This window comes from Komagataeibacter rhaeticus, from assembly GCF_003207855.1.
Lineage (GTDB): Bacteria > Pseudomonadota > Alphaproteobacteria > Acetobacterales > Acetobacteraceae > Komagataeibacter > Komagataeibacter rhaeticus.
Genome location: NZ_NKTZ01000001.1, coordinates 70967 through 90585, shown reverse-complemented (window position 1 = coordinate 90585; position 19619 = coordinate 70967). Strand labels below are relative to the sequence as shown.

At 63.9% G+C, this 19619-nt stretch carries 19 protein-coding genes; 9 read left to right on the top strand and 10 right to left on the bottom strand.

What is annotated here, in order from left to right; translation table 11 throughout:
* Window positions 1-32: 32 nt before the first annotated feature.
* From dapB to CFR78_RS00445, 4 genes are all read right to left on the bottom strand, one after another.
* Window positions 33-827 carry a 4-hydroxy-tetrahydrodipicolinate reductase gene (dapB, locus tag CFR78_RS00460; RefSeq protein WP_034930233.1) on the bottom strand — a complete coding sequence of 265 codons (795 nt, stop codon included), beginning with the start codon at window positions 825-827 and terminating at the stop codon, window positions 33-35.
* Between the two features lie 182 nt (window positions 828-1009).
* Complete coding sequence (dnaJ, locus tag CFR78_RS00455) at window positions 1010-2143, bottom strand: molecular chaperone DnaJ (RefSeq protein WP_007397222.1); 1134 nt, start codon at window positions 2141-2143, stop codon at window positions 1010-1012.
* A 187-nt stretch (window positions 2144-2330) separates the two neighbouring features.
* The gene (gene dnaK / locus CFR78_RS00450; RefSeq protein WP_007397224.1) at window positions 2331-4238 is read right to left on the bottom strand and encodes a molecular chaperone DnaK; all 1908 of its coding nucleotides are present in this window, start codon (window positions 4236-4238) and stop codon (window positions 2331-2333) included.
* A 185-nt stretch (window positions 4239-4423) separates the two neighbouring features.
* Window positions 4424-5029 (bottom strand): nucleotide exchange factor GrpE, encoded by a 606-nt coding sequence (locus tag CFR78_RS00445; protein ID WP_007397226.1) that lies wholly within the window; start codon window positions 5027-5029, stop codon window positions 4424-4426.
* Window positions 5030-5272: 243 nt separating this feature from the next.
* On the opposite strand from CFR78_RS00445, the gene CFR78_RS00440 reads away from it, so the two are divergent.
* Both CFR78_RS00440 and CFR78_RS00435 read left to right on the top strand, forming a co-directional pair.
* Entirely contained in the window at window positions 5273-5983 is a 711-nt protein-coding gene (locus CFR78_RS00440; protein ID WP_007397227.1) for a response regulator transcription factor, read from the top strand.
* Window positions 5984-6094: 111 nt separating this feature from the next.
* Entirely contained in the window at window positions 6095-7774 is a 1680-nt protein-coding gene (locus CFR78_RS00435) for a sensor histidine kinase (RefSeq protein ID WP_258365835.1), read from the top strand.
* Here CFR78_RS00435 and pqqE read toward each other — a convergent pair.
* From pqqE to pqqA, 5 genes are read right to left on the bottom strand one after another with little or no spacing between them, the layout of a single operon-like run.
* Window positions 7755-8861 (bottom strand): pyrroloquinoline quinone biosynthesis protein PqqE, encoded by a 1107-nt coding sequence (gene pqqE / locus CFR78_RS00430; RefSeq protein ID WP_034930238.1) that lies wholly within the window; start codon window positions 8859-8861, stop codon window positions 7755-7757. The genes CFR78_RS00435 and pqqE overlap by 20 nt on opposite strands.
* A complete protein-coding gene (gene pqqD, locus CFR78_RS00425; protein WP_034930240.1) occupies window positions 8858-9145 on the bottom strand; it encodes a pyrroloquinoline quinone biosynthesis peptide chaperone PqqD in 288 nt (95 codons plus the stop codon). Before pqqD ends, pqqE begins: the two co-directional genes overlap by 4 nt.
* Complete coding sequence (pqqC, locus tag CFR78_RS00420; protein WP_007397232.1) at window positions 9142-9879, bottom strand: pyrroloquinoline-quinone synthase PqqC; 738 nt, start codon at window positions 9877-9879, stop codon at window positions 9142-9144. Before pqqC ends, pqqD begins: the two co-directional genes overlap by 4 nt.
* Window positions 9876-10799, bottom strand: a complete 924-nt coding sequence (gene pqqB, locus CFR78_RS00415) for a pyrroloquinoline quinone biosynthesis protein PqqB (RefSeq protein WP_007397233.1) — start codon at window positions 10797-10799, stop codon at window positions 9876-9878. Before pqqB ends, pqqC begins: the two co-directional genes overlap by 4 nt.
* Before the next feature lie 55 nt (window positions 10800-10854).
* On the bottom strand, window positions 10855-10935 hold the full coding sequence (pqqA, locus tag CFR78_RS00410) for a pyrroloquinoline quinone precursor peptide PqqA (protein ID WP_010508617.1): 81 nt from the start codon (window positions 10933-10935) through the stop codon (window positions 10855-10857).
* Between the two features lie 294 nt (window positions 10936-11229).
* Here pqqA and CFR78_RS00405 point away from each other — a divergent pair, with 294 nt between their 5' ends.
* Window positions 11230-12474, top strand: a complete 1245-nt coding sequence (locus CFR78_RS00405; RefSeq protein ID WP_110580938.1) for an AI-2E family transporter — start codon at window positions 11230-11232, stop codon at window positions 12472-12474.
* Here CFR78_RS00405 and CFR78_RS00400 read toward each other — a convergent pair whose 3' ends face one another.
* Window positions 12475-13242, bottom strand: a complete 768-nt coding sequence (locus tag CFR78_RS00400) for a Crp/Fnr family transcriptional regulator (protein ID WP_039998538.1) — start codon at window positions 13240-13242, stop codon at window positions 12475-12477.
* A gap of 231 nt (window positions 13243-13473) precedes the next feature.
* Here CFR78_RS00400 and CFR78_RS00395 point away from each other — a divergent pair, with 231 nt between their 5' ends.
* The 6 genes from CFR78_RS00395 to CFR78_RS00365 all read left to right on the top strand — a co-directional run bounded on the left by CFR78_RS00395 (window position 13474) and on the right by CFR78_RS00365 (window position 19619).
* Window positions 13474-13938, top strand: a complete 465-nt coding sequence (locus CFR78_RS00395; protein WP_034930246.1) for a hypothetical protein — start codon at window positions 13474-13476, stop codon at window positions 13936-13938.
* Window positions 13939-14059: 121 nt separating this feature from the next.
* Complete coding sequence (locus CFR78_RS00390) at window positions 14060-14860, top strand: OmpW/AlkL family protein (RefSeq protein ID WP_007397239.1); 801 nt, start codon at window positions 14060-14062, stop codon at window positions 14858-14860.
* A 4-nt stretch (window positions 14861-14864) separates the two neighbouring features.
* Window positions 14865-16232 (top strand): oxygen-independent coproporphyrinogen III oxidase, encoded by a 1368-nt coding sequence (gene hemN / locus CFR78_RS00385; RefSeq protein ID WP_007397240.1) that lies wholly within the window; start codon window positions 14865-14867, stop codon window positions 16230-16232.
* A gap of 137 nt (window positions 16233-16369) precedes the next feature.
* Entirely contained in the window at window positions 16370-17011 is a 642-nt protein-coding gene (locus CFR78_RS00375) for a hypothetical protein (protein ID WP_034930249.1), read from the top strand.
* A 142-nt stretch (window positions 17012-17153) separates the two neighbouring features.
* Window positions 17154-18794, top strand: a complete 1641-nt coding sequence (locus CFR78_RS00370; protein WP_034930251.1) for an electron transfer flavoprotein-ubiquinone oxidoreductase — start codon at window positions 17154-17156, stop codon at window positions 18792-18794.
* Window positions 18795-18869: 75 nt separating this feature from the next.
* Window positions 18870-19619, top strand: a complete 750-nt coding sequence (locus CFR78_RS00365; RefSeq protein WP_007397243.1) for an electron transfer flavoprotein subunit beta/FixA family protein — start codon at window positions 18870-18872, stop codon at window positions 19617-19619.

The window sequence follows — 19619 nt, the reverse complement described above, 5'->3', positions numbered from 1 at the left end:
CCATCCCGCTGCCCCATGGAATGCAGGCGGATCTAGCGCGTCGGCTGCTTCAGGCCCAGCACGTCTTCCATGTCATACAGGCCGGGTGGCCGTGTGCGCAGCCACTGCGCGGCCCGCACGGCACCCGTGGCGTAAACCCTGCGGTCGAACGAGCGGTGGGTCAGGCTGATCTGTTCATGGCTGGAGGTGAAGATGACCGAATGTTCCCCCACGATCTGGCCACCGCGCAGAGCCGCAAAGCCGATCGCACCATCGGTGCGCGGGCCGGTATGGCCGTCACGCCCGCTTTCAATATGCTCTTCCAGCCTGATGCCGCGCCCCTCGGCCACCGCGCGCCCCATGGCCAGCGCCGTGCCCGAGGGGGCATCCACCTTCTGGCGATGGTGCATTTCCAGTATCTCGGCATCGTAATCACTGCCGGGCAGGGCGGCCCCCATCTGCCGGGCAAGGCGCGTGACCAGTGTGACACCGGGCGAGAAATTGGCCGCCTGCACCACGGCAATCCGCCGGGCCGTGGTATCAACCGCCTGCTGCGCGCGCGTGGACAGGCCGGTCGTGCCCAGTACCCACGCGGTGCCGGCCAATGTCAGTGCGATCGCATGTGTCTCGACCGTCGCTACATGGGTGAAATCAATCACCACATCGCATTGCGGTGCCAGATCCGAGATATCCGCATAGACCGGGCAGTCTATTCCGGTCACAGAGGCCCCATCGCGCGTTGTGCCGCCAACCAGCAGGGCACCGCCAGCGGGCACTTCCTCGGCCAGAAGGCGACCGACACGCCCGTTCAGGCCCGCAATCCCGATACGCAATGGCTGCGTGTCCATGCAGTCTTCTCCATCAGTCCAGATACAGAAATGGCGGCGCGACCGGGGGATCGCGCCGCCTGAACCTATCCATGGTGCGAGTTGGGGGGAATCACCATGAATAGTGCCCTGACCCTACACCTGAATAACCAGTCTTTTCAACCACCACCCCGGCATGCCAGCCAAGGCGGAAGGACAGGGACCTACAGCTTTCCCTCAAAAAAATCCTTCACCTTGCTGAAAAAACCCGTGCTCTCGGGGCTGCCCTTGGCATGGCCCGAGGCATCGCCCTCGAATTCCTCCAGCAGCTCGCGCTGGCGCTTGGTCAGGTGGCGCGGCGTTTCCACCACCACCTGAATATACATGTCACCCCGCGCGGATGAACGCAGCACCGAGAAACCCTTGCCGCGCAGGCGGAAATGCTCGCCTGTCTGGGTCCCTGCCGGGATCTTGACCTTCGAGCGTGACCCATCAACCACCGGCACCTCGATCTCGGTACCCAGTGCGGCCTGCGCCATGCGCACGGGCACGCGGCAGTAGATGTTGGACCCGTCACGCTGGAAGATGGGATGCGCTTCCACCGTTACATGGACATACAGGTCACCCGCCGGCACGCCCTTGCCGCCCGCCTCGCCCTCGCCAGACATGCGGATACGGGTTCCGTCCTCGACCCCTGCGGGAATGGCAACTTCAATGGTGCGGTTCTTTTCCACCGTGCCGGTGCCGTGGCATTCCTTGCACGGATTGCGGATCAGGCGGCCCGTGCCATGACAGGTGGGGCAGGGACGTTCCACAAAGAAAAAGCCCTGCTGGGCACGCACCTTGCCCGCGCCATGACAGGATGGGCAGGTTTCGGGCGGCTGGTCCCTGTCGGCCGATCCGGTGCCGTCGCAGCTTTCACATGTGACCCGGCTGGGCACGGTGATCTTTTTCTTTACCCCGGCAAAGGCCTCGGCAAAGGTGATGGTCACCTGCACCTGCAGGTCCGCACCCGAACGGCGGCCACCGCGCCTGCCGCCCATCATGTCGCCGAACATCTGCTCGAAGATGTCGCCAAGGCCCCCGCCGCCGAAATCGAACCCACCGGCCCCGGCGCCCGGTCCACCGCCCTCGAAGGCGGCATGGCCAAAGCGGTCATAGGCGGCGCGCTTGTTCTCGTCCTTCAGGACATCATAGGCTTCATTGATTTCCTTGAACTTGCCTTCCGCCTCCGCATCGCCCTGATTGCGGTCGGGGTGGTATTTCATGGCCAGCCTGCGATACGCCCGCTTGATCTCGTCGCCATTGGCATCGCGCGAAACCTCAAGGACTGAATAATAATCTATCTTGGTGGCCATGGGGATCCTCTAGCAAACGCGGCGGCCCGTCTTCATGCGGCGCGCGCCTCGCGTTCCGGGTAATGGTTGGTCAGAATATGAAAAGCGCCCGTCTTCACAGAAGCACGGGCGCCACCCTGGTGAAAGGGCGGGGTGGCCACCCGGGCCACCCCTTCCTTCCGGAGCCTGTATGGACGCCTTGCGGCGATCAGGACTTCTTGGAGTCGTCCACGTCCTCGAAGTCGGCATCGACCACTTTTTCGTCCTTCGGTGCGCCGCCGGGGGCGGCACCCGGCGCGGCACCTTCGGCCTGGCCTGCCTTGTAGACAGCCTCGCCAACCTTCATCGCAACCTGCGTCAGGCGATCGGTCGCCGTCTTCAGGGCCTCGGCATCGGTGCCTTCCAGCGCCTTGCGAACTTCGGCAATCGCCGCTTCCGCCTCGGTCCTGTCAGCAGCCGGAACCTTGTCCCCCGCTTCGGACAGGGACTTCTCGACCTGATGGGTCAGACCTTCGGCCTGGTTGCGGGCCTCGACCTGCTCCTTCTTGACCTTGTCCGCCGCGGCATTCGCCTCGGCATCCTTCACCATCGCCTGGATGTCGGATTCGGACAGGCCGCCAGAGGCCGCGATCTTGATCTGCTGCTCCTTGCCGGTCGCCTTGTCCTTGGCCGAGACGGACACGATGCCGTTGGCGTCGATGTCGAACGTCACCTCGATCTGCGGCACGCCACGCGGGGCGGGCGCGATGCCGGTCAGGTCGAAGTTGCCCAGCAGCTTGTTGTCAGCCGCCATCTCACGCTCGCCCTGATAGACCTTGATGGTCACGGCACTCTGGTTGTCCTCGGCCGTGGAGAAGGTCTGGCTCTTCTTGGTCGGGATCGTGGTGTTGCGGTCGATCAGGCGGGTGAACACGCCACCCAGCGTCTCGATACCCAGCGACAGCGGGGTCACGTCCAGCAGCAGCACGTCCTTGACGTCACCCTGCAGCACCGCGCCCTGCACCGCAGCACCAATGGCGACCACTTCGTCGGGGTTCACGTTACGGGCGGGTTCCTTGCCGAAGAACTGCTTGACCGCCTCGATCACCTTGGGCATGCGGGTCATGCCGCCGACCAGGACAACCTCGTCAATCTCGCCGGCGGAAACGGACGCATCCTTCATCGCCGCGCGGCAGGGTTCCAGCGTGCGCTGGATCAGGTCATCCACCAGGCTTTCCAGCTTGGCGCGGGTCAGCTTGAGCACAAGGTGCTTGGGGCCGGACGCGTCAGCGGTGATGAACGGCAGGTTGATCTCGGTCTCCTTGGAGGAGGACAGCTCGATCTTCGCCTTTTCCGCCGCTTCCTTCAGGCGCTGCAGGGCCAGCTTGTCCTGACGCAGGTCGATGCCCTGCTCACGCTTGAACTCGTCGGCCAGATAGCTGATGATGCGGGCATCGAAGTCCTCACCACCAAGGAAGGTGTCACCGTTGGTGGACTTCACCTCGATCACGCCATCGGAAATCTCGAGGATGGAGACGTCGAACGTGCCGCCACCAAGGTCATAGACCGCGATGGTGCCGCCGTTCTTCTTCTCCAGCCCGTAGGCAAGGGCTGCCGCCGTCGGCTCGTTGATGATGCGCAGCACTTCCAGACCGGCGATACGGCCCGCGTCCTTCGTGGCCTGACGCTGGGCGTCATTGAAGTAGGCCGGAACGGTGATGACCGCCTGGGTCACCTTCTCACCGAGGTAGGACTCGGCGGTTTCCTTCATCTTGCCCAGAATGAAGGCGGAGATCTGTGCCGGGGCGTATTTCTTGCCCTGTGCTTCCACCCATGCATCGCCGTTGTCACCCTTGACGATGGCGTACGGGACAAGTTCCTTGTCCTTCGTGACCGTCGGGTCGTCGTAGCGGCGGCCGATCAGGCGCTTGACCGCATACAGGGTGTTGGCCGGGTTGGTGACGGCCTGACGCTTCGCGGCCTGACCAACCAGCATTTCACCGCTGTCGGTAAACGCCACCATGGACGGGGTGGTGCGTGCGCCTTCGCTGTTCTCGATGACGCGGGTTTCGTCGCCTTCCCGTACGGCAACGCAGGAATTGGTCGTACCAAGGTCGATACCGATAACCTTGCTCATATGGATACTCTCCTTTTCAGCGGCCTGTCCGGACCCGAAGCATCGGGACAGACCCTTTCTTTCCTATCGTCCGGGGCATGGGGTGGACTGTCGTTCCACATCCGCCCGTATTCCCGGCTGTTATTACCGATGTAGGCAACCCGCCCCCCCCTTTCAAGAGGATCGGGACACCGCCCGGCAGGATTTCAGCCTGCCTGCGCCGGCCCCTTGGAGACGACAACCATGGCCGGCTTGAGCAGCCGCCCGTGCAGCGTCCAGGCCGGGGTCCAGGCTTCCATCACGGTGCCATGGCCATGTTCGTCGCTATGCTGTTCGGACATGGCCTGATGCAGGTTGGCGTCGAACGGCTTGCCCTTCGCGTCTTCGGCCTTGATGCCATTGCGCTCAAGGATGCCGACGAAGGAACGCTCCGTGCTCTCGATCCCTTCACGCATACGGGTCAGCAGGCTGTCCTCGCCTTCGGTGGCGGGGGGGAGGCTGGCCACCGCGCGCTTGAGGTTGTCGGCGGCCTCGACCACGTCCTTGGCGAATTTCTGCACGGCGTACTGCCGCGCGTCCTCCACCTCGCGCTTGGCGCGGCTGCGCACGTTCTGGGTCTCGGCTTCCGCGCGGACCCATTTGTCACGCAGGGCCGCCACCTCGGCCTCAAGCTCGGCTATGCGGGCATCGACCGGGCTTTCCTGCGCGGGGGCGGCACCGGGTGCCTCCGGCTGGGCCGCCGCATGGGATGAAGGTGTGCCGTGGCCCTCGGGGGTTCCGGCAAAGGGGTTGGGGTCTGTGTTCTCGCTCATGCTCTTACAAGTAGGTAACGGCTGGCCGATGGACAAGGCGTTGCGCCTGCGGCAGGCATGCCGATTTTGCGCAACGTACCCGCCGTGAACGGGGCAGCCGGAATGACGTTGTCACTCCAGTGAAGCAGGAACCCGCATCCCCTCATGACATGCGGGCGGATATGACGCTATGCTGCAACCGCCTGCCGGGCAAGGTACCGGCGGTCATGACCGGATCGGTACAGGAGCAAAAAGAGACCCCCCATGGAGCCAACGAAACAGACGATCGTGCTGGTTGACGATGACAGGAACATCCTGACCTCCGTGCAGATGACGCTGGAGGCGGAAGGCTTCATTGTCCGCACCTATACCGATGGCGAGAGTGCGCTGCACGGTCTGTCGTCCCGTCCGGCGGATCTGGCCGTGCTCGACATCAAGATGCCGCGCATGGACGGGATGGAGCTGCTGCAGCGCCTGCGCGCGCGCTCGCAACTGCCGGTCATCTTCCTGTCCTCCAAGGACGAGGAGGTGGACCAGCTCATGGGCCTGCGGCTGGGGGCGGATGACTATATCACCAAGCCATTTTCCCAGCGCCTGCTGCTGGAACGCATCCGCGCGCTGCTGCGCCGCAACGAGGTCAGCCGCAGCGAGGCCGCCGGCATAAGCCCCACCGGCACCATGGTGCGCGGCGCGCTGTCGCTGGACGAGACCCGCCACCAGTGCCTGTGGCATGGCCGCGACATCCAGCTTACGGTCACCGAATTCCTGCTGGTCAAGGCCCTGGCGGCACGCCCCGGACTGGTCAAGTCGCGTGACCAGCTGATCGATGCGGCCTATGGCGAGAACATCTATGTCGATGACCGCACGATCGACAGCCACATCAAGCGCGTGCGCAAGAAGTTCCGGCAGGTGGACGACGCGTTCAACCAGATCGAGACGCTGTACGGAATCGGTTACCGCTACAAGGAAGAATGACCCCGCCGGATGCCGCGTTCCTTCCTGTCCTCCCTTCCCCTGCCGCCCCCCCTGCGCAGGCTGGTCCCGCGCCGGTGGAGCGGGGACAGCCAGAACAGCGTTGCCGAATTCATGGAATACCGGACCCGGCTGGTTTCCCCGCTCATGCGGCGGATCCTGCTGGTCAACACGCTGCCGCTGGGGCTGCTGGCGCTGACGCTGCTCTATCTTACGCAGTTCCAGAACAGCCTGCTGGAAGCCGAGGTGTCGGCCCTGCGTGAGCAGGCGCGCATCTATGCCGGTGCCCTGGGCCACAGCGCCATGGCCACCGCGCGCCATGAGACGGTACTGGAACCGGCACTGGCCCGCCCGCTGCTGCTGCGCCTGACCGAACCCAGCCCGAGTGCCCATGCCCGCCTGTTCGCACCCGACGGGCAGGTCGTGGCCGACAGCCGGGCCGACCAGCCCGTGCCCCCCGGTGCCCCGGTCCGGGCCACGCCACTTTCCAGTGCCGAGGAGGAGGACCATTCCTCCCCCCTCCATCCGCCTTCCATCAACATGGGGGAGCGGCTGTACAACTGGCTTCTGGCCCAGCTGCCCACCCTGTCGGGGGAGCGGATCATGATGCTGGACACGCCGGATTCCGACCCCTCCATCCAGCCGGTCACCCAGCCCGATGGCACGCGGGTGATGGAAATCACGCCCTATATCCGCCGCAACGCCAACCACCAGCTGATGGTAACCGTGGCCGAACCGGTAATGGATGATGCCCAGACGACGGTCGGCATCATCCAGCTGACACGGGAGGCACGGGATGTGGACCGCTCGCTGTTCGCGGTGCGCTCCTCCATCCTGTCGCTGTTCCTCATGGCGCTGGCGCTGACCATCCTGCTGTCATGGTACCTGTCGCTCACCATCGCGCGCCCGCTGCTGCGGCTGGCGGCCTCGGCCCATATCATGCGCGAATCCTCGGGCCGGACGGACATGGTGCCCGAACGCCTGCTGGCCCGGGGTGACGAGATTGGCGAAGTCGCCCGCGCCCTGCAGGACAGCGCCAGCGCATTGTGGGCCCGCATGGACGCCATCGAACGCTTTGCCGCCGATGTCAGCCATGAGATCAAGAACCCGCTTTCCTCCATCCGCTCGGCCATCGAAAGCCTGCTGCGCATCGATGATCCCGCGCGCCAGCGCCGCCTCATGTCGATCATCAATGATGACGTGCGCCGACTCGACCGGCTGATTACCGATATCGCCGATGCCAGCCGCGTGGATGCCGAACTCTCGCGCACCCGGACCGAGCCGGTGGCCATCGTGCCGCTGCTGTCCGTGCTGACCGAAATCCATCAGGCCACCCGCCAGCCCGGCCAGCCCTACATGGTCGTGGCCAGCAGTGGCGACAGCCCGGAGCGCCGCCTGACCGTGCTGGCGGTGGAGGACCGGCTGGTACAGGTGCTGCGCAACCTGATCGGCAACGCCATTTCGTTCTCGCCCCCCGACGGCAAGATCCTGCTCAGCGCGGTACCGGCGGGCAACATGGTGGAAATTGCGGTCAGTGATGACGGCCCCGGCATTCCGCAGGCCAAGCTGGACAACATTTTCGACCGCTTCTATTCGGAACGGCCCAGCAGCGAGAATTTCGGCCAGCATTCCGGGCTGGGCCTGTCCATCAGCAAGCAGATCATCACCGCGCTGCGTGGCACCATCAGTGCGGAAAACCGCACCGATGCCGATGGCCATGTGCAGGGTGCCCGCTTCGTGATCTGCCTGCCCCGGGTGGAACCCAAGCCGGAGGTCAGCCGACCTCATCCGTAGCGCGGGTGTAGCGGCGGTAGCGGAAGGGCGGCGGCTCGACAGGCAGTGTTTCCAGCACTTCCAGCACCCGGCCGTGATCGGGCGCGCGGCTGCAGACCGGGTCGGTCGCGGCGGCATTCCCCGCCAGTGCCAGCGCCTGGCAGCGGCAGCCACCCCAGTCCTTTTCCCGCTGGTCGCAGCTACGGCAGGGCTGGGGCATCCAGTCCGTGCCCCGGAACATGGTGAACAGCGGCGCCTCACGCCAGATATGCTCCAGCGTGTCGGTCCGCACATCGGGGAAGGTGACGTTGGGAATCGTCTCGGCCGCATGGCACGGCAGCACCCGGCCAGAGGGGGAGATGTTGATGAACCGCCGCCCCCAGCCGCCCATACAGGGTTTTGGCCGGTCGGCATAATAATCGGGGGTGACGTAATCGATGCTCAGGCGGCCTTCGTATTCTTTGCGCGCCGCTTCCACCGCCTGCGTGGTCTGTTCAAGCTGGGCTGGCGTGGGCATGAGGGCGGCGCGATTGGCCAGGCCCCAGCCATAATACTGCGTATGCGCGATCTCGACCCGGCGGGCACCCATTTCCACCGCCGCTTCCAGCATCCGGGGTACGCGGCAGGCGTTTTCGCGGTAGATGACGAAGTTCAGCGTAAGCGGCATGCCATCGGCCGCGATCAGCCGGGCCGCTTCAATCTTGCGGGCCTGCGCGCCCTTCATGCCGCCCACATGCTCGGCATTTGCCGTATCAATATCCTGAAAGGAAAGCTGGACATGATCCAGCCCGGCTTCCACCAGCACCGGGAACGTCTTCTCGTTCAGCAGCACGCCGGACGTGATGAGGTTGGTGTAAAGCCCCAGCCCCACCGCATGGCGGATCAGGTCGGGCAGGTCGGGGCGGCTCATCGGCTCCCCACCCGAAAAATGGACCTGCAGCACCCCCATTTCCGCCGCCTGATCCAGAACGCTGATCCATTCGGCGGTGGACAGTTCGTTCCGGCGCGGTTCCAGCGCCAGCGGGTTGGAACAGTACGGGCACTGCAACGGGCAGCGATGCGTCAGTTCCGCCAGGAGGCTCATGGGGGAGAGGAGCGTGTCTGTCATGATACCACCAGCACCTGCCGGGTTGTAAGGTCACTGACCATGACATGGACATCACGCCCGATCACATCAACCGGGGCGGCGAACCGGCTGGCCAGTTCGGACACGATCTGCCCCAGCGTGCGGGTGCCATCAACCAGTTTCAGCACCTCGGCGGCAATCGGGTCGGGAATGAAGGCCCGCTCCGGCGCCTGGATGATCCACCGCTCACGCACGCGGTCATGCTGCAGCCGGACCCCGCGCGCAAACCGGATGATGCTGTCGTCTGTCAAGCCCGTGCCGGTCATGCCGCATCCGGGCGGAAGGCACCGGGGGGAATGCGGGCAGGGGTAACGTAGGCGTATTCCAGTTCATCCAGCATGGACCACAGCACGCCACACTTGAATTTCAGCGCATCCAGCACCGCTTTCTGCTGTTCTGGCGTGCGGGCATGTTCCTTCACGTAACCCAGTGCAAAATCGGAATCACGCGGGGCCTGTGTCAGGCGCGGCTGGAAATAGGCCAGTGTTTCCGGCGTGATGAAATCGTAATGCCGCAGCATGCCCGCCACGCGTTCGCTTATGATGGTGGGCGAGAACAGTTCGGTCAGCGACGAGGCAATGGCCTCAAGGATGGAGCGGTCGCGCACGAAGGCCACATAGGCATCCACCGCGAAACGGGTGGCGGGCAGCAGCCCGTCCAGCGATTCCACATAAGCGCGGTCCAGCCCCAGCCCGTCGGTCAGCTTCAGCCAGCGGGCAACACCGCCGGTGCCGGGTGCGTCACCATCATGGTCCACCAGCCGCCTGCGCCATTCGCGCCGCAGTTCCGCCGTGGGCAGGCGGGCGAGCAGGGTCGCGTCCTTGGCCGGAATGCTGGCCTGATAGTAGTAGCGGTTGAGCGCCCAGGCCTGCACCTGCGCGCGGCTGAGCTTTCCGTCATGCAGCGCGCGATGGAAGGGGTGCAGGTTGTGGTAGCGTTCCGCCCCGATGGCGCGCAGTGCGGCCTCGAGTTCATCGGGGGAAAGCAGTTTTCCGCTCATGCCGTAATCCTCATCCCGTCATGGGAGATTTCCCACCCTGCCGCCTCGACCTGGGCGCGTTCGGGCGAATCCGCCAGAAGGACAGGGTTGGAATTGTTGATATGTATGAAAATCCTGCGCCTGATGCCCAGGTCACGCAGGGCGGCGATGGTGCCGTCCATGCCATCCATGGACATATGGCCCATGCGGCGGCCGGTCTTTTCACCCAGGCCCGCGCGGACCATCTCGTCATCCACCCACAGCGTGCCATCAAAGAACACGGCATCCGCGCCCCTCAGGCGTACGCGCAGGTTGTCGGTCATGCGCGCGCAGCCGGGCACGAAGCACACGCGGTGGCTGCCATCGGATATTTCCAGCCCGATTGTCTCGCCATTTTCGCATATGGCGGCGGGATCGGGCCCGGACTCGGCATAAAGCGGCACCTTGCCCGGCACCGCGAACGGCACGATGGTCAGCCCGGCAGGCGACCCATCAGGCAGTTTCAGCGTAAGGGGCTGGTCGAGTCCCATCGGCGTGCGGGTCACGACCGCGCGGTTCAGGGCTTCGAAAATGGGGTTGGCATCCAGCATGGACAGCACTTCAGGCGTGGCCAGCAGTTCAAAGGGCTGGCGTTCACGCAGCGTGAGCAGGCCGGTAATGGTGTCCACCTCGCCACCGGTCAGGATCACGCCGGCAATGGGGGTGGAACGCAGGCCCTCGCTGGGATGCAGGGCCGGGGTCTGGTTTATCTGGGTCCGCAGGTCGGGGGATGCGTTGACCACGAACCAGTTTTTTCCATCCCCACTGATGGCGATGGAAGCCTGGGTACGGGGCAGGGCTGCCGGATCGCCGGCCCTGGCCCGTCTGCAACCGGGAGCATTGGAATTCCATTGCGGAAATCCGCCACCCGCCGCCGCGCCGAGAACGATAATGTCGATCATGGACGCAGAGTGTAGAAGAAAAACGCCGCCTGTGCGAGACAGGCGGCGCTATTCCTTACTTCTTTTCGCCACAGACGTAGCTGTTGATCTCGGCGCCCAGGGGGACTTCAACAATCTTGGGGGTGTTCCAGGCCATGGGATTCTCCATTGGTTGCGGTGGTGGAAGGCAGGCGCCTTCCCTCCGTTGTATTTGACCCCTGTCCAACCGGGCTTTCAAGTCGTGAGTCCGGCACGGACGTGCCATAAAATTCACGTTAGCGTGTACCCCGCAGGCCCCTGCAATGGTTGCGTAGCGGGAATGTGCCAAAATCCTTGGTCGTGACCGCGTGGTACCGCCATAAGGGTTCCAGCGCGGACACATGACCGGTCCGGCACCGGAAGCGCCCTGGCCGTCCAGGCCATGCCAGCCACACGCCAGGACACCTGATCCATGCCGCCCGAGACCGAGCCACCCCCATCCTATGAACAGATCCAGCAGCAGCGCGCCAACGAGGCCATGCGCCACAGCCGGATCGACACGCGCACCGCCTGCCTGCTGCTGCTGAGCGTGCTGGCGGTTTTCTATACGCTGTATTTCGCGTCGGCCATCATCCTGCCCATGATCCTGGCGCTGGTGGTCAACCTGCTGCTGTCAACACCGCTGCGCTTCCTGCACATGCGCCTGCGCCTGCCCAAGCCGCTGGCGGCGCTGTGCCTGATCCTATGCGTATTCGGTATCGTGGGGGCGGTGGGTACCGCCATTTCCGTACCTGCCACCGGCTGGCTGGAATGCGCGCCCGATGCGCTCAATACGCTGCGCGAACGGCTGGCCTTCCTGCGCGGGCCGTTCCAGCTGCTGACCAGCGCGTCCGAGCGCATCCATAATTTCATGACCATCGCGGGTGGCCATGTCGACCATACACCCGCCGAAACGGCGGATGGTCACATAATTGTCATTACCTCCCCCAGCGGGGGGGTGGAGGGGCTGGACCGCTTCAGTTCCTCCATCCTGCTGGGCACGCAGGCGTTCATGGGGCAGTTCTTCACCATGATCCTGATGCTGTTCTTCCTGCTGGCACAGGGGGACAGCCTGCTCCGGCGCTTCGTGGAAATCATGCCCACCTTTGCCGACAAGCGGCGCGCGGTGCAGATCGCCTACCAGATCGAGCGCAATGTCTCGCAGTACCTGGCCACCATCACCATCATCAACAGCCTTGTGGGGCTGGTGAACATGACGCAGTGCTGGCTGCTGGGCATGCCCAACCCGCTGCTGTGGGGGGTGGTGGCGTTCCTGCTCAACTACATTCCCATCATCGGGCCGATGATGGGCATCATCATCTACTTCCTGGTCGGACTGTTCGTCTATCCGTCGGCCTGGCAGGCGCTGCTGCCGCCGGCCATCTACCTGTGCATCCACCTGACGGAAGGCGAGACCATAACCCCCATGGTGCTGGCACGCCGCTTCACGCTCAACCCGGTTCTGGTCATGGCGTCCCTCATGTTCTGGGACTGGCTATGGGGTATTTTCGGGGCGTTCCTGTCGGTGCCGCTTCTGGCCGTGTTCAAGATCATCTGTGACCATGTGGATATCCTGACCCCCATCGGCCACATCGTGGGGGGACCCGCCCGCACGCCGGCAGCCAAGCCCCGCATTACCGCAATGGACGGAACCACCACGACGGGGCAGGACGACTGACTAACCGTTACCGGCGGCCAGCACTTCCAGCTTGGCAACCGAGAGGACGGTGATGGCATAGCCCTTGCCCACCTCGATCATGCCCTGGGCGCGCATCCAGCTCAATGTGCGGCTGACGGTCTCGATCGTCAGGCCAAGGTAGTCCGCGATGTCACCACGCGTCATGGGCAGGTGCAGGCGGCCGCCATTGCCATCCTGCCCGGGTGGCAGGCCCGCATGCATCTGGTCCAGCAGGAAGCTGGCCACGCGCTCACGCGCGGTCTTGCGGCCCAGCAGCAGCATCTGGTTCTGGGCCGCGACGAGTTCATTCGAGGCCTCTTCCAGCAGGCGGCGTTCCAGCTTGGGGAAATCGTCCAGCAGTTCGGTCATCTTCTCACGCGAGAAGCGGCAGACACGCACCGTATCGACCGCCTCCGCCCCGAAGGCATAACTGTCCGATACCGCAAGCCCGAGAAAATGGCCTGGCGCGGCAAATCCGGTAATCTGCCGCCGCCCGTCGGGCAGGGCCTTGAACAGCTTGACCGTGCCGGAGGTGACATTGAAGAAATCGGTGGCGGGCGCACCCTCTTCTATGAAGCCACGGCCGGGGGGCACGATGGACTCCACCGCCACTTCCGCCAGGCGCGAAATGTCACCCGGTTCGATCACGCTGCATACGCTGTTGGGCCGCACGGTGCAGGTAGTGCAGAAATCGGCCTGCACCCCGCCTGATCCGATCACGATACGCCGTGGCCTCGATTCAAACTGACACGAAGGCATATCCGACATAATTATTTCCAATCACTCTCAGGCGCCTGCGTTCCGGCGCCTTAAGTAACCGGAGATGCCCTGGCTCCCTAGAAATACACTAAAATGCATTTGCCAAGAGCTAGGAGTATGACAGATGGTTTGATGTAAATCAATGCATCCCAAAGGCAATAATAAGGTAAACACTGCAGGTCTTCATAAAAAATTCCAGCCCCGAGGAAATCCCGACGCGTGCACGTCCCCCCCCAGCCCATGGTCAGACGACTGGAACCTGCGGACGTGCCGTTGCTATATCCCCTGATCCGGATTTCCTTCCCCCATATCACCCTGCAGGAATGGGTACGCATCGGCCGCAGGCTGGCCCGCTCCGGCCCCCGTGCGCGCGAAGGCATGCTGGTCGCCCGTTACGGCCCCGCCCGCCCGCCCTGTGGCATGGCCACGTTCCGGCGCGGGTTTGACCTGTGCTCGGGCGATACGCTGACATCCGATTACATCATCGCCCTCAGCTATACGCATGAACAGCAGATCATGAACGCCCTGCTGCCCGCCATGGAAACCCTGGCGCGTGAACTCGGCTGCGATGCAATACGAACATTTTCCTATAATAAACCCACCATCAACCGGGACAGCGCGGTACGGAAACTGTGTTCATCCGGCCACATTACCGAAAGAACAGTCCACCTGGACCACAACAAGGAAATAGATCGGGGTCTTTGATTGATTCACATCAAAGCCGGATGCTAGGTGGCCGTGATTTCTGCACTGATCACATCAGGTTGAATATTCTCAACGTCTTCCTTTCCACACGGATGGAATGAAAAATTAAGGTCTGCTCACGATGAAAAACATTCGTAAATTCGCCATGTCGGCAGCACTGGGTGCTGCGACCCTCGCACCCGTTGCGGTCCATGCGCAGACCGCCACCCCTTCCACCTACGTCAACGCCCCGATCGCCAACCCCGTTGCCGTGGCGCAGCCCAAGGGCCATTGCGGCATCTTCCAGACCTGCTCCACAACCAAGATCGGCCTGGGCCGCGGTGACTTCATGATCCGCCTGTCCGCCGTGGGCGTGCTGCCCGAAGACCGTGACAGCAAGGTCTGGGCAAATGGCACCGCCCTGAGTGGCACCCGCGTCAAGACGACCGACCAGGTCATGCCGGAACTGACGTTCGAATACTTCGTGACCGACAACATCTCGCTCGACCTGATCGCCACCAGCACCCGCCATGAAGTGCAGGCCAATGGCGGCGCGCTGTCCCAGATGACCGGCAACAGCAAGACCGACGTGGGCAGCGCATGGGTGCTGCCGCCGACAGTGACCGTTGCGTGGCATTTCCGTCCGCACAAGCGCCTGAACCCGTATGTGGGCGTGGGCGGCACCTTCATGTGGTTCCACAACATGAACGCCAGCGGCGCGCTGGGCCTGTCCAAGCTGAACTCCGGCTTTACCGGTGGCCCGTCCATCAACGCCGGTGTGGACTACCAGCTGGTCGGCAACTGGTTCTTCAACTTCGACGTCAAGCAGATGTTCGTGCGCATGCACGCCTGGGCGGAAAACAGCAGCGAGAGCCTGAAGGTCAAGGCCCACGACTCGCTCGACCCGACCGTGGTGTCCGCCGGTATCGCCTACCGGTTCTGATGGCATGAGCGCGGCGGACAGCACCCTGCTTTCGCGCTACGGGGGCAACCTGCCGCGTTATACCAGCTACCCCACCGCAGCGCAGTTCAGCGATGCGGTGGGCCCGGCGGACAGCCGCCAATGGCTCTCTGCCCTGCCGGCCTCGCAGCCGGTCTCCCTTTATCTTCACGTTCCCTTCTGTGACACGCTATGCCGGTTCTGCGGGTGCAATACCGCCGTGCTGCGCAATGCGGACGCGCGCGCCGCCTATGGCGCGCTGCTGCTGGAGGAACTGCACCGGATTGTTGCGATCATCGGCCCGCAGCGCCGGATCAGCCATCTGCAATGGGGCGGCGGCACGCCCACCACGCTGCCCACGGGCACGATGCGCCGGGTCATGCAGGCCATCCGCCAGAACTTCATCATCCTGCCCGATGCCGAGATCAGCATCGAGGTCGATCCCCGCCACCTGCCGCCCGCATATCCTGCCCTGCTGCATGAACTGGGCTTCAACCGCGCCAGCATGGGCGTGCAGGATCTGGACCCTGACGTGCAGGAAGCCTGCGGGCGCATACAGAGCTGGGAGCAGACCCGTGACTGCCTGGATGCCTTGCGCGCGGCGGGCGTGAACGCGATCAACATCGACCTGATCTATGGCCTGCCCCGGCAGGATACGGCAGGCGTTGCCCGCACGGCACGGGCCGTGGCCAGCCTGCGTCCGGACCGGCTGGCCGTGTTCGGCTATGCCCATGTGCCGTGGAAGCAGAAGCGCCAGGCCCTCATCCCCACGGGCCAGTTGCCCGGACCGGCCGACCGCGTGGCGCAGCGCACAGCCATTGATGGCGTGCTGCGCGCGGAGGGCTTCCTGCCCGTGGGGCTGGACCATTACGCCAGCCCCACCGACAGCATGGCCCGCGCCATGGCGACCGGCACGCTGCACCGCAATTTCCAGGGTTATACGGTTGATGCCGCTGCCGCCCTGATCGGGATCGGCGCCTCCGCCATTTCCGCCCTGCCCGGCGGCATGACACAGAATGCCGTCTCGTCCGCAGCCTATGCCCGGCTCATGGCGCAGGATACGGACAGCCTGCCGGTTGTGCGCGGCGTGGCGCTGGATGCCGATGACCGGCTGCGTGCCACCATCATAGAACAGGTGATGTGCACCCTGCAGGCCGATCTTGCCGAAACCACGACACGGTACGGCCTGCCCGCCGACTGCCTTGACCCCGAACTGGGCCGCCTGGCCGGCATGGCGCGCGATGGGCTGGTACAGGTCACAGGCCGCCAGATCCGGGTTACGGAAAAGGGACGCCCCTTCGTGCGGCATGTGGCTTCGGTGTTTGACCGCTATCTGGGTGCCGGTAGCGCCACCCGCCACGCCAGCGCCCTGTAGCCAGGAATGCCCGGAAAACCGTAAAGACGTTTTTGGTGAAGCTTTTTTCAAAAAGCTTCAGGGAACGCCGCCTTTCTGAAAAAAGGCGGTACCCGAAAACTTCTATTCCTTTTTCATACCACAACATGAACCATCCCATGGAAACCAACTGCGTCATTGCCGCCCTGCAGGCCAGCCCGGTCATTGCGTGGCCCTATCCCCACTGGCAGCTCCATGACGTGCTGCCCGCCCCGGTCGCCGCGGCACTGGTGGCATGGCGGCCCGATGCGCGTTTCATGGGTGGTGACAGCGGTGGCCAGCGCGCCGGGCGCAACGGGCAGCGGCTGTTCATTACCCCGGCCCTGCGCGCGGCCAATCCGGCACTGGACCATCTGGCGCATCTGTTCGATGCGCCGCACACGCGCGCGGTCTTCACCACCCATTGTGCGGCCCGGCTTGAAAATACGGCCCTGCGCCTTGAACTGTGCCTTGATACCAACGGTTTCTGGCTGGAACCACATACCGATATCGGGGCCAAGCGGCTGACGCTGCTCATTGCGCTTTCCATGGGGGCGCAGGCGGCACAGTGGGGCACGGACATCATGACAGCCACAGGCACGCCCGTGGCCCGTGCATCGGGTGCCTTCAACTCCGGGCTGCTGTTCATCCCGTCCGCCCGGTCATGGCATGGCTTCGTGCCCCGGCCGCTGAACGGGGTGCGGCGCACGCTGATTGTCAATTATGTCGGCCCCGAATGGGAAGCGCGGGACGAACTGGCCATGCCCACCCATGCGTGCTGATGGGGGCCAGATTGCGCCACAGCGGGAACGGAATGCGCAACAAGCCTTTATTCAGGCACCAAACGGTTCTAGGAAGCACGTCTATCCAGTGTAACATTTATCCCATGTCATCCCGGTCATGACGCAAGAGGACAACAGAGGTATGAGCGAGACCACGCGCGAGACTATGGAATTCGATGTCGTTATCGTTGGTGGCGGCCCGTCGGGACTGGCCGCCGCGATCCGGCTGCGGCAGGTCGCCCCCGATGCCAGCGTCTGCCTGATCGAGAAAGGCAGCGAGATTGGCGCCCATATCCTGTCCGGCGCCGTGATCGAGCCACGCGCGCTGGAAGAACTCCTGCCCCACTGGCGGGAAGAAGGCGCACCGCTCAACACCCCCGTGACGGAAGAGCAGATGCTCTACCTGACACGCAAGGGTAGTCTGGAAGTCCCCTTCCTTGACCGCGTGATGCCGCACATGAGCAACCACGGCAACTACATCACCAGCCTGGGTGACCTGTGCCGCTGGCTTGCCGGCCGGGCGGAGGAACTGGGTGTGGAGATCTATCCCGGCTTTGCCGGTGCCGAGGTGCTGGTGGATGACGGCGGCCGCGTGATCGGGGTTGCAACAGGGGACATGGGCGTGGGCCGTGACGGCCAGCCGGGCGACAACTATGCGCCGGGCATGGAACTGCGCGCGAAATACACCCTGTTTGCCGAAGGCTGCCGGGGTTCGCTGACCAAGCAGGTCACCGCGATGTACAACCTGCGCAAGGGCGTGGACCCGCAGACCTACGGGCTGGGCATCAAGGAACTGTGGGAAATTCCCAAGGAAATGCATCGCCCCGGCCTGGTGCAGCACAGCTTTGGCTGGCCGCTGGATGACCGGACCTATGGCGGGGCGTGGATGTACCATTTTGGTGACAACCTTGTCTCCTACGGGTTCGTGGTCGGGCTGGATTACCCCAACACATGGCTTTCCCCGTTTGACGAGATGCAGCGCGTGAAGCTGCACCCCGCCTTCCGCCCGTATTTTGAAGGCGGCCGCCGCATCGCCTATGGCGCGCGCGCGCTGTCCGAAGGCGGCATCCAGTCCATCCCGCGCCTGACCTTCCCCGGTGGGGCGCTGATTGGCGATACGGCAGGGTTCCTGAACGTGCCCAAGATCAAGGGTACCCATACGGCCATGAAGTCCGGCATGCTCGCGGCCGAGGCGGTGGCGGAAGCACTGGCCACCAACCGGGCCGAACCCGGTTCCTACACCCGGCGGGTGCGGGATTCCTGGCTGTGGCCCGAACTGCGGGGCGTGCGCAACATCCGCCCGGCCTTTGCGAAATTCGGCATGAAGGGCGGCGCGCTGTATTCCGGCATCGATGCCATGCTGCTGCGTGGCCGCGCGCCATGGACACTGCACACCCGCCACGCCGATAACGAGGTGCTGGAGCCAGCCTCGATCTCACCCAAAATCGACTACCCCAAGCCGGACGGCAAGATCACATTCGACCGCCTGTCTTCCGTGTTCCTGTCCAGCACCAATCATGAGGAAGACCAGCCGGTCCACCTGAAGGTGCGCAACATGTCGCTGTGGAAGACGGTGAACTGGGACGTGTTCCGCGCGCCCGAAAGCCGCTACTGCCCGGCAGGCGTGTATGAGGTGGCCGATGAGGCCACCGATCCGAAGCTGCAGATCAACGCCCAGAACTGCGTGCACTGCAAGACCTGCGACATCAAGGACCCGACCCAGAACATCGACTGGGCCACGCCGGAGGGCGCGGGTGGGCCGAACTATCCGGGTGGGATGTAATTCGGGCGGCGGGTACGGTATGTATCCGCCACACCGATTGCCCTTATCCGAAGAAGACAGACAGGCACATATGCAATGAAGGTTCTTGTACCCGTTAAGCGCGTGATTGATTACAACATCAAGCCGCGCGTGAAGGCCGATGGTTCCGGCGTGGAAACCGCTGGCGTCAAGATGTCCATGAATCCGTTTGACGAGATCGCGGTCGAGGAAGCCGTGCGCCTGAAGGAAAAAGGCGTGGTGAGCGAGATCATTGCCGTCTCCATTGGCGAGGCCAAGGCGCAGGATACGCTGCGCACGGCCATGGCCATGGGTGCTGACCGCTCCATCCTGGTGGAAACCGACGTGGTGACCGAACCGCTGGCGGTGGCCAAGGTTCTCAAGGCACTGGTGGAAAAGGAAAAGCCCGATCTTGTCATTCTGGGCAAGCAGGCCATTGATGATGACATGAACGCCACCGGCCAGATGCTGGCGGGGCTGCTGGACCGCCCGCAGGCGACCTTTGCCTCCAAGGTGGATGTGGCTGACGGCGCGGTGACCGTAACCCGCGAGATCGATGGCGGTGCGCAGACCATCAAGCTGGCGCTGCCGGCCATCATCACCGCCGACCTGCGCCTGAACGAGCCGCGCTATGCCTCGCTGCCCAACATCATGAAAGCGCGCAAGAAGCCGATGGAAAAGATCACGCCAGCCGACCTGGGCGTGGACATGACGCCGCGCCTGAGCGTGATCTCGGTTGCCGAACCGCCCGAGCGCAAGGCGGGCATCAAACTCGACTCGGCGGCGGAACTGGTGTCGCGTCTGCGTAACGAAGCAAAGGTGATCTGA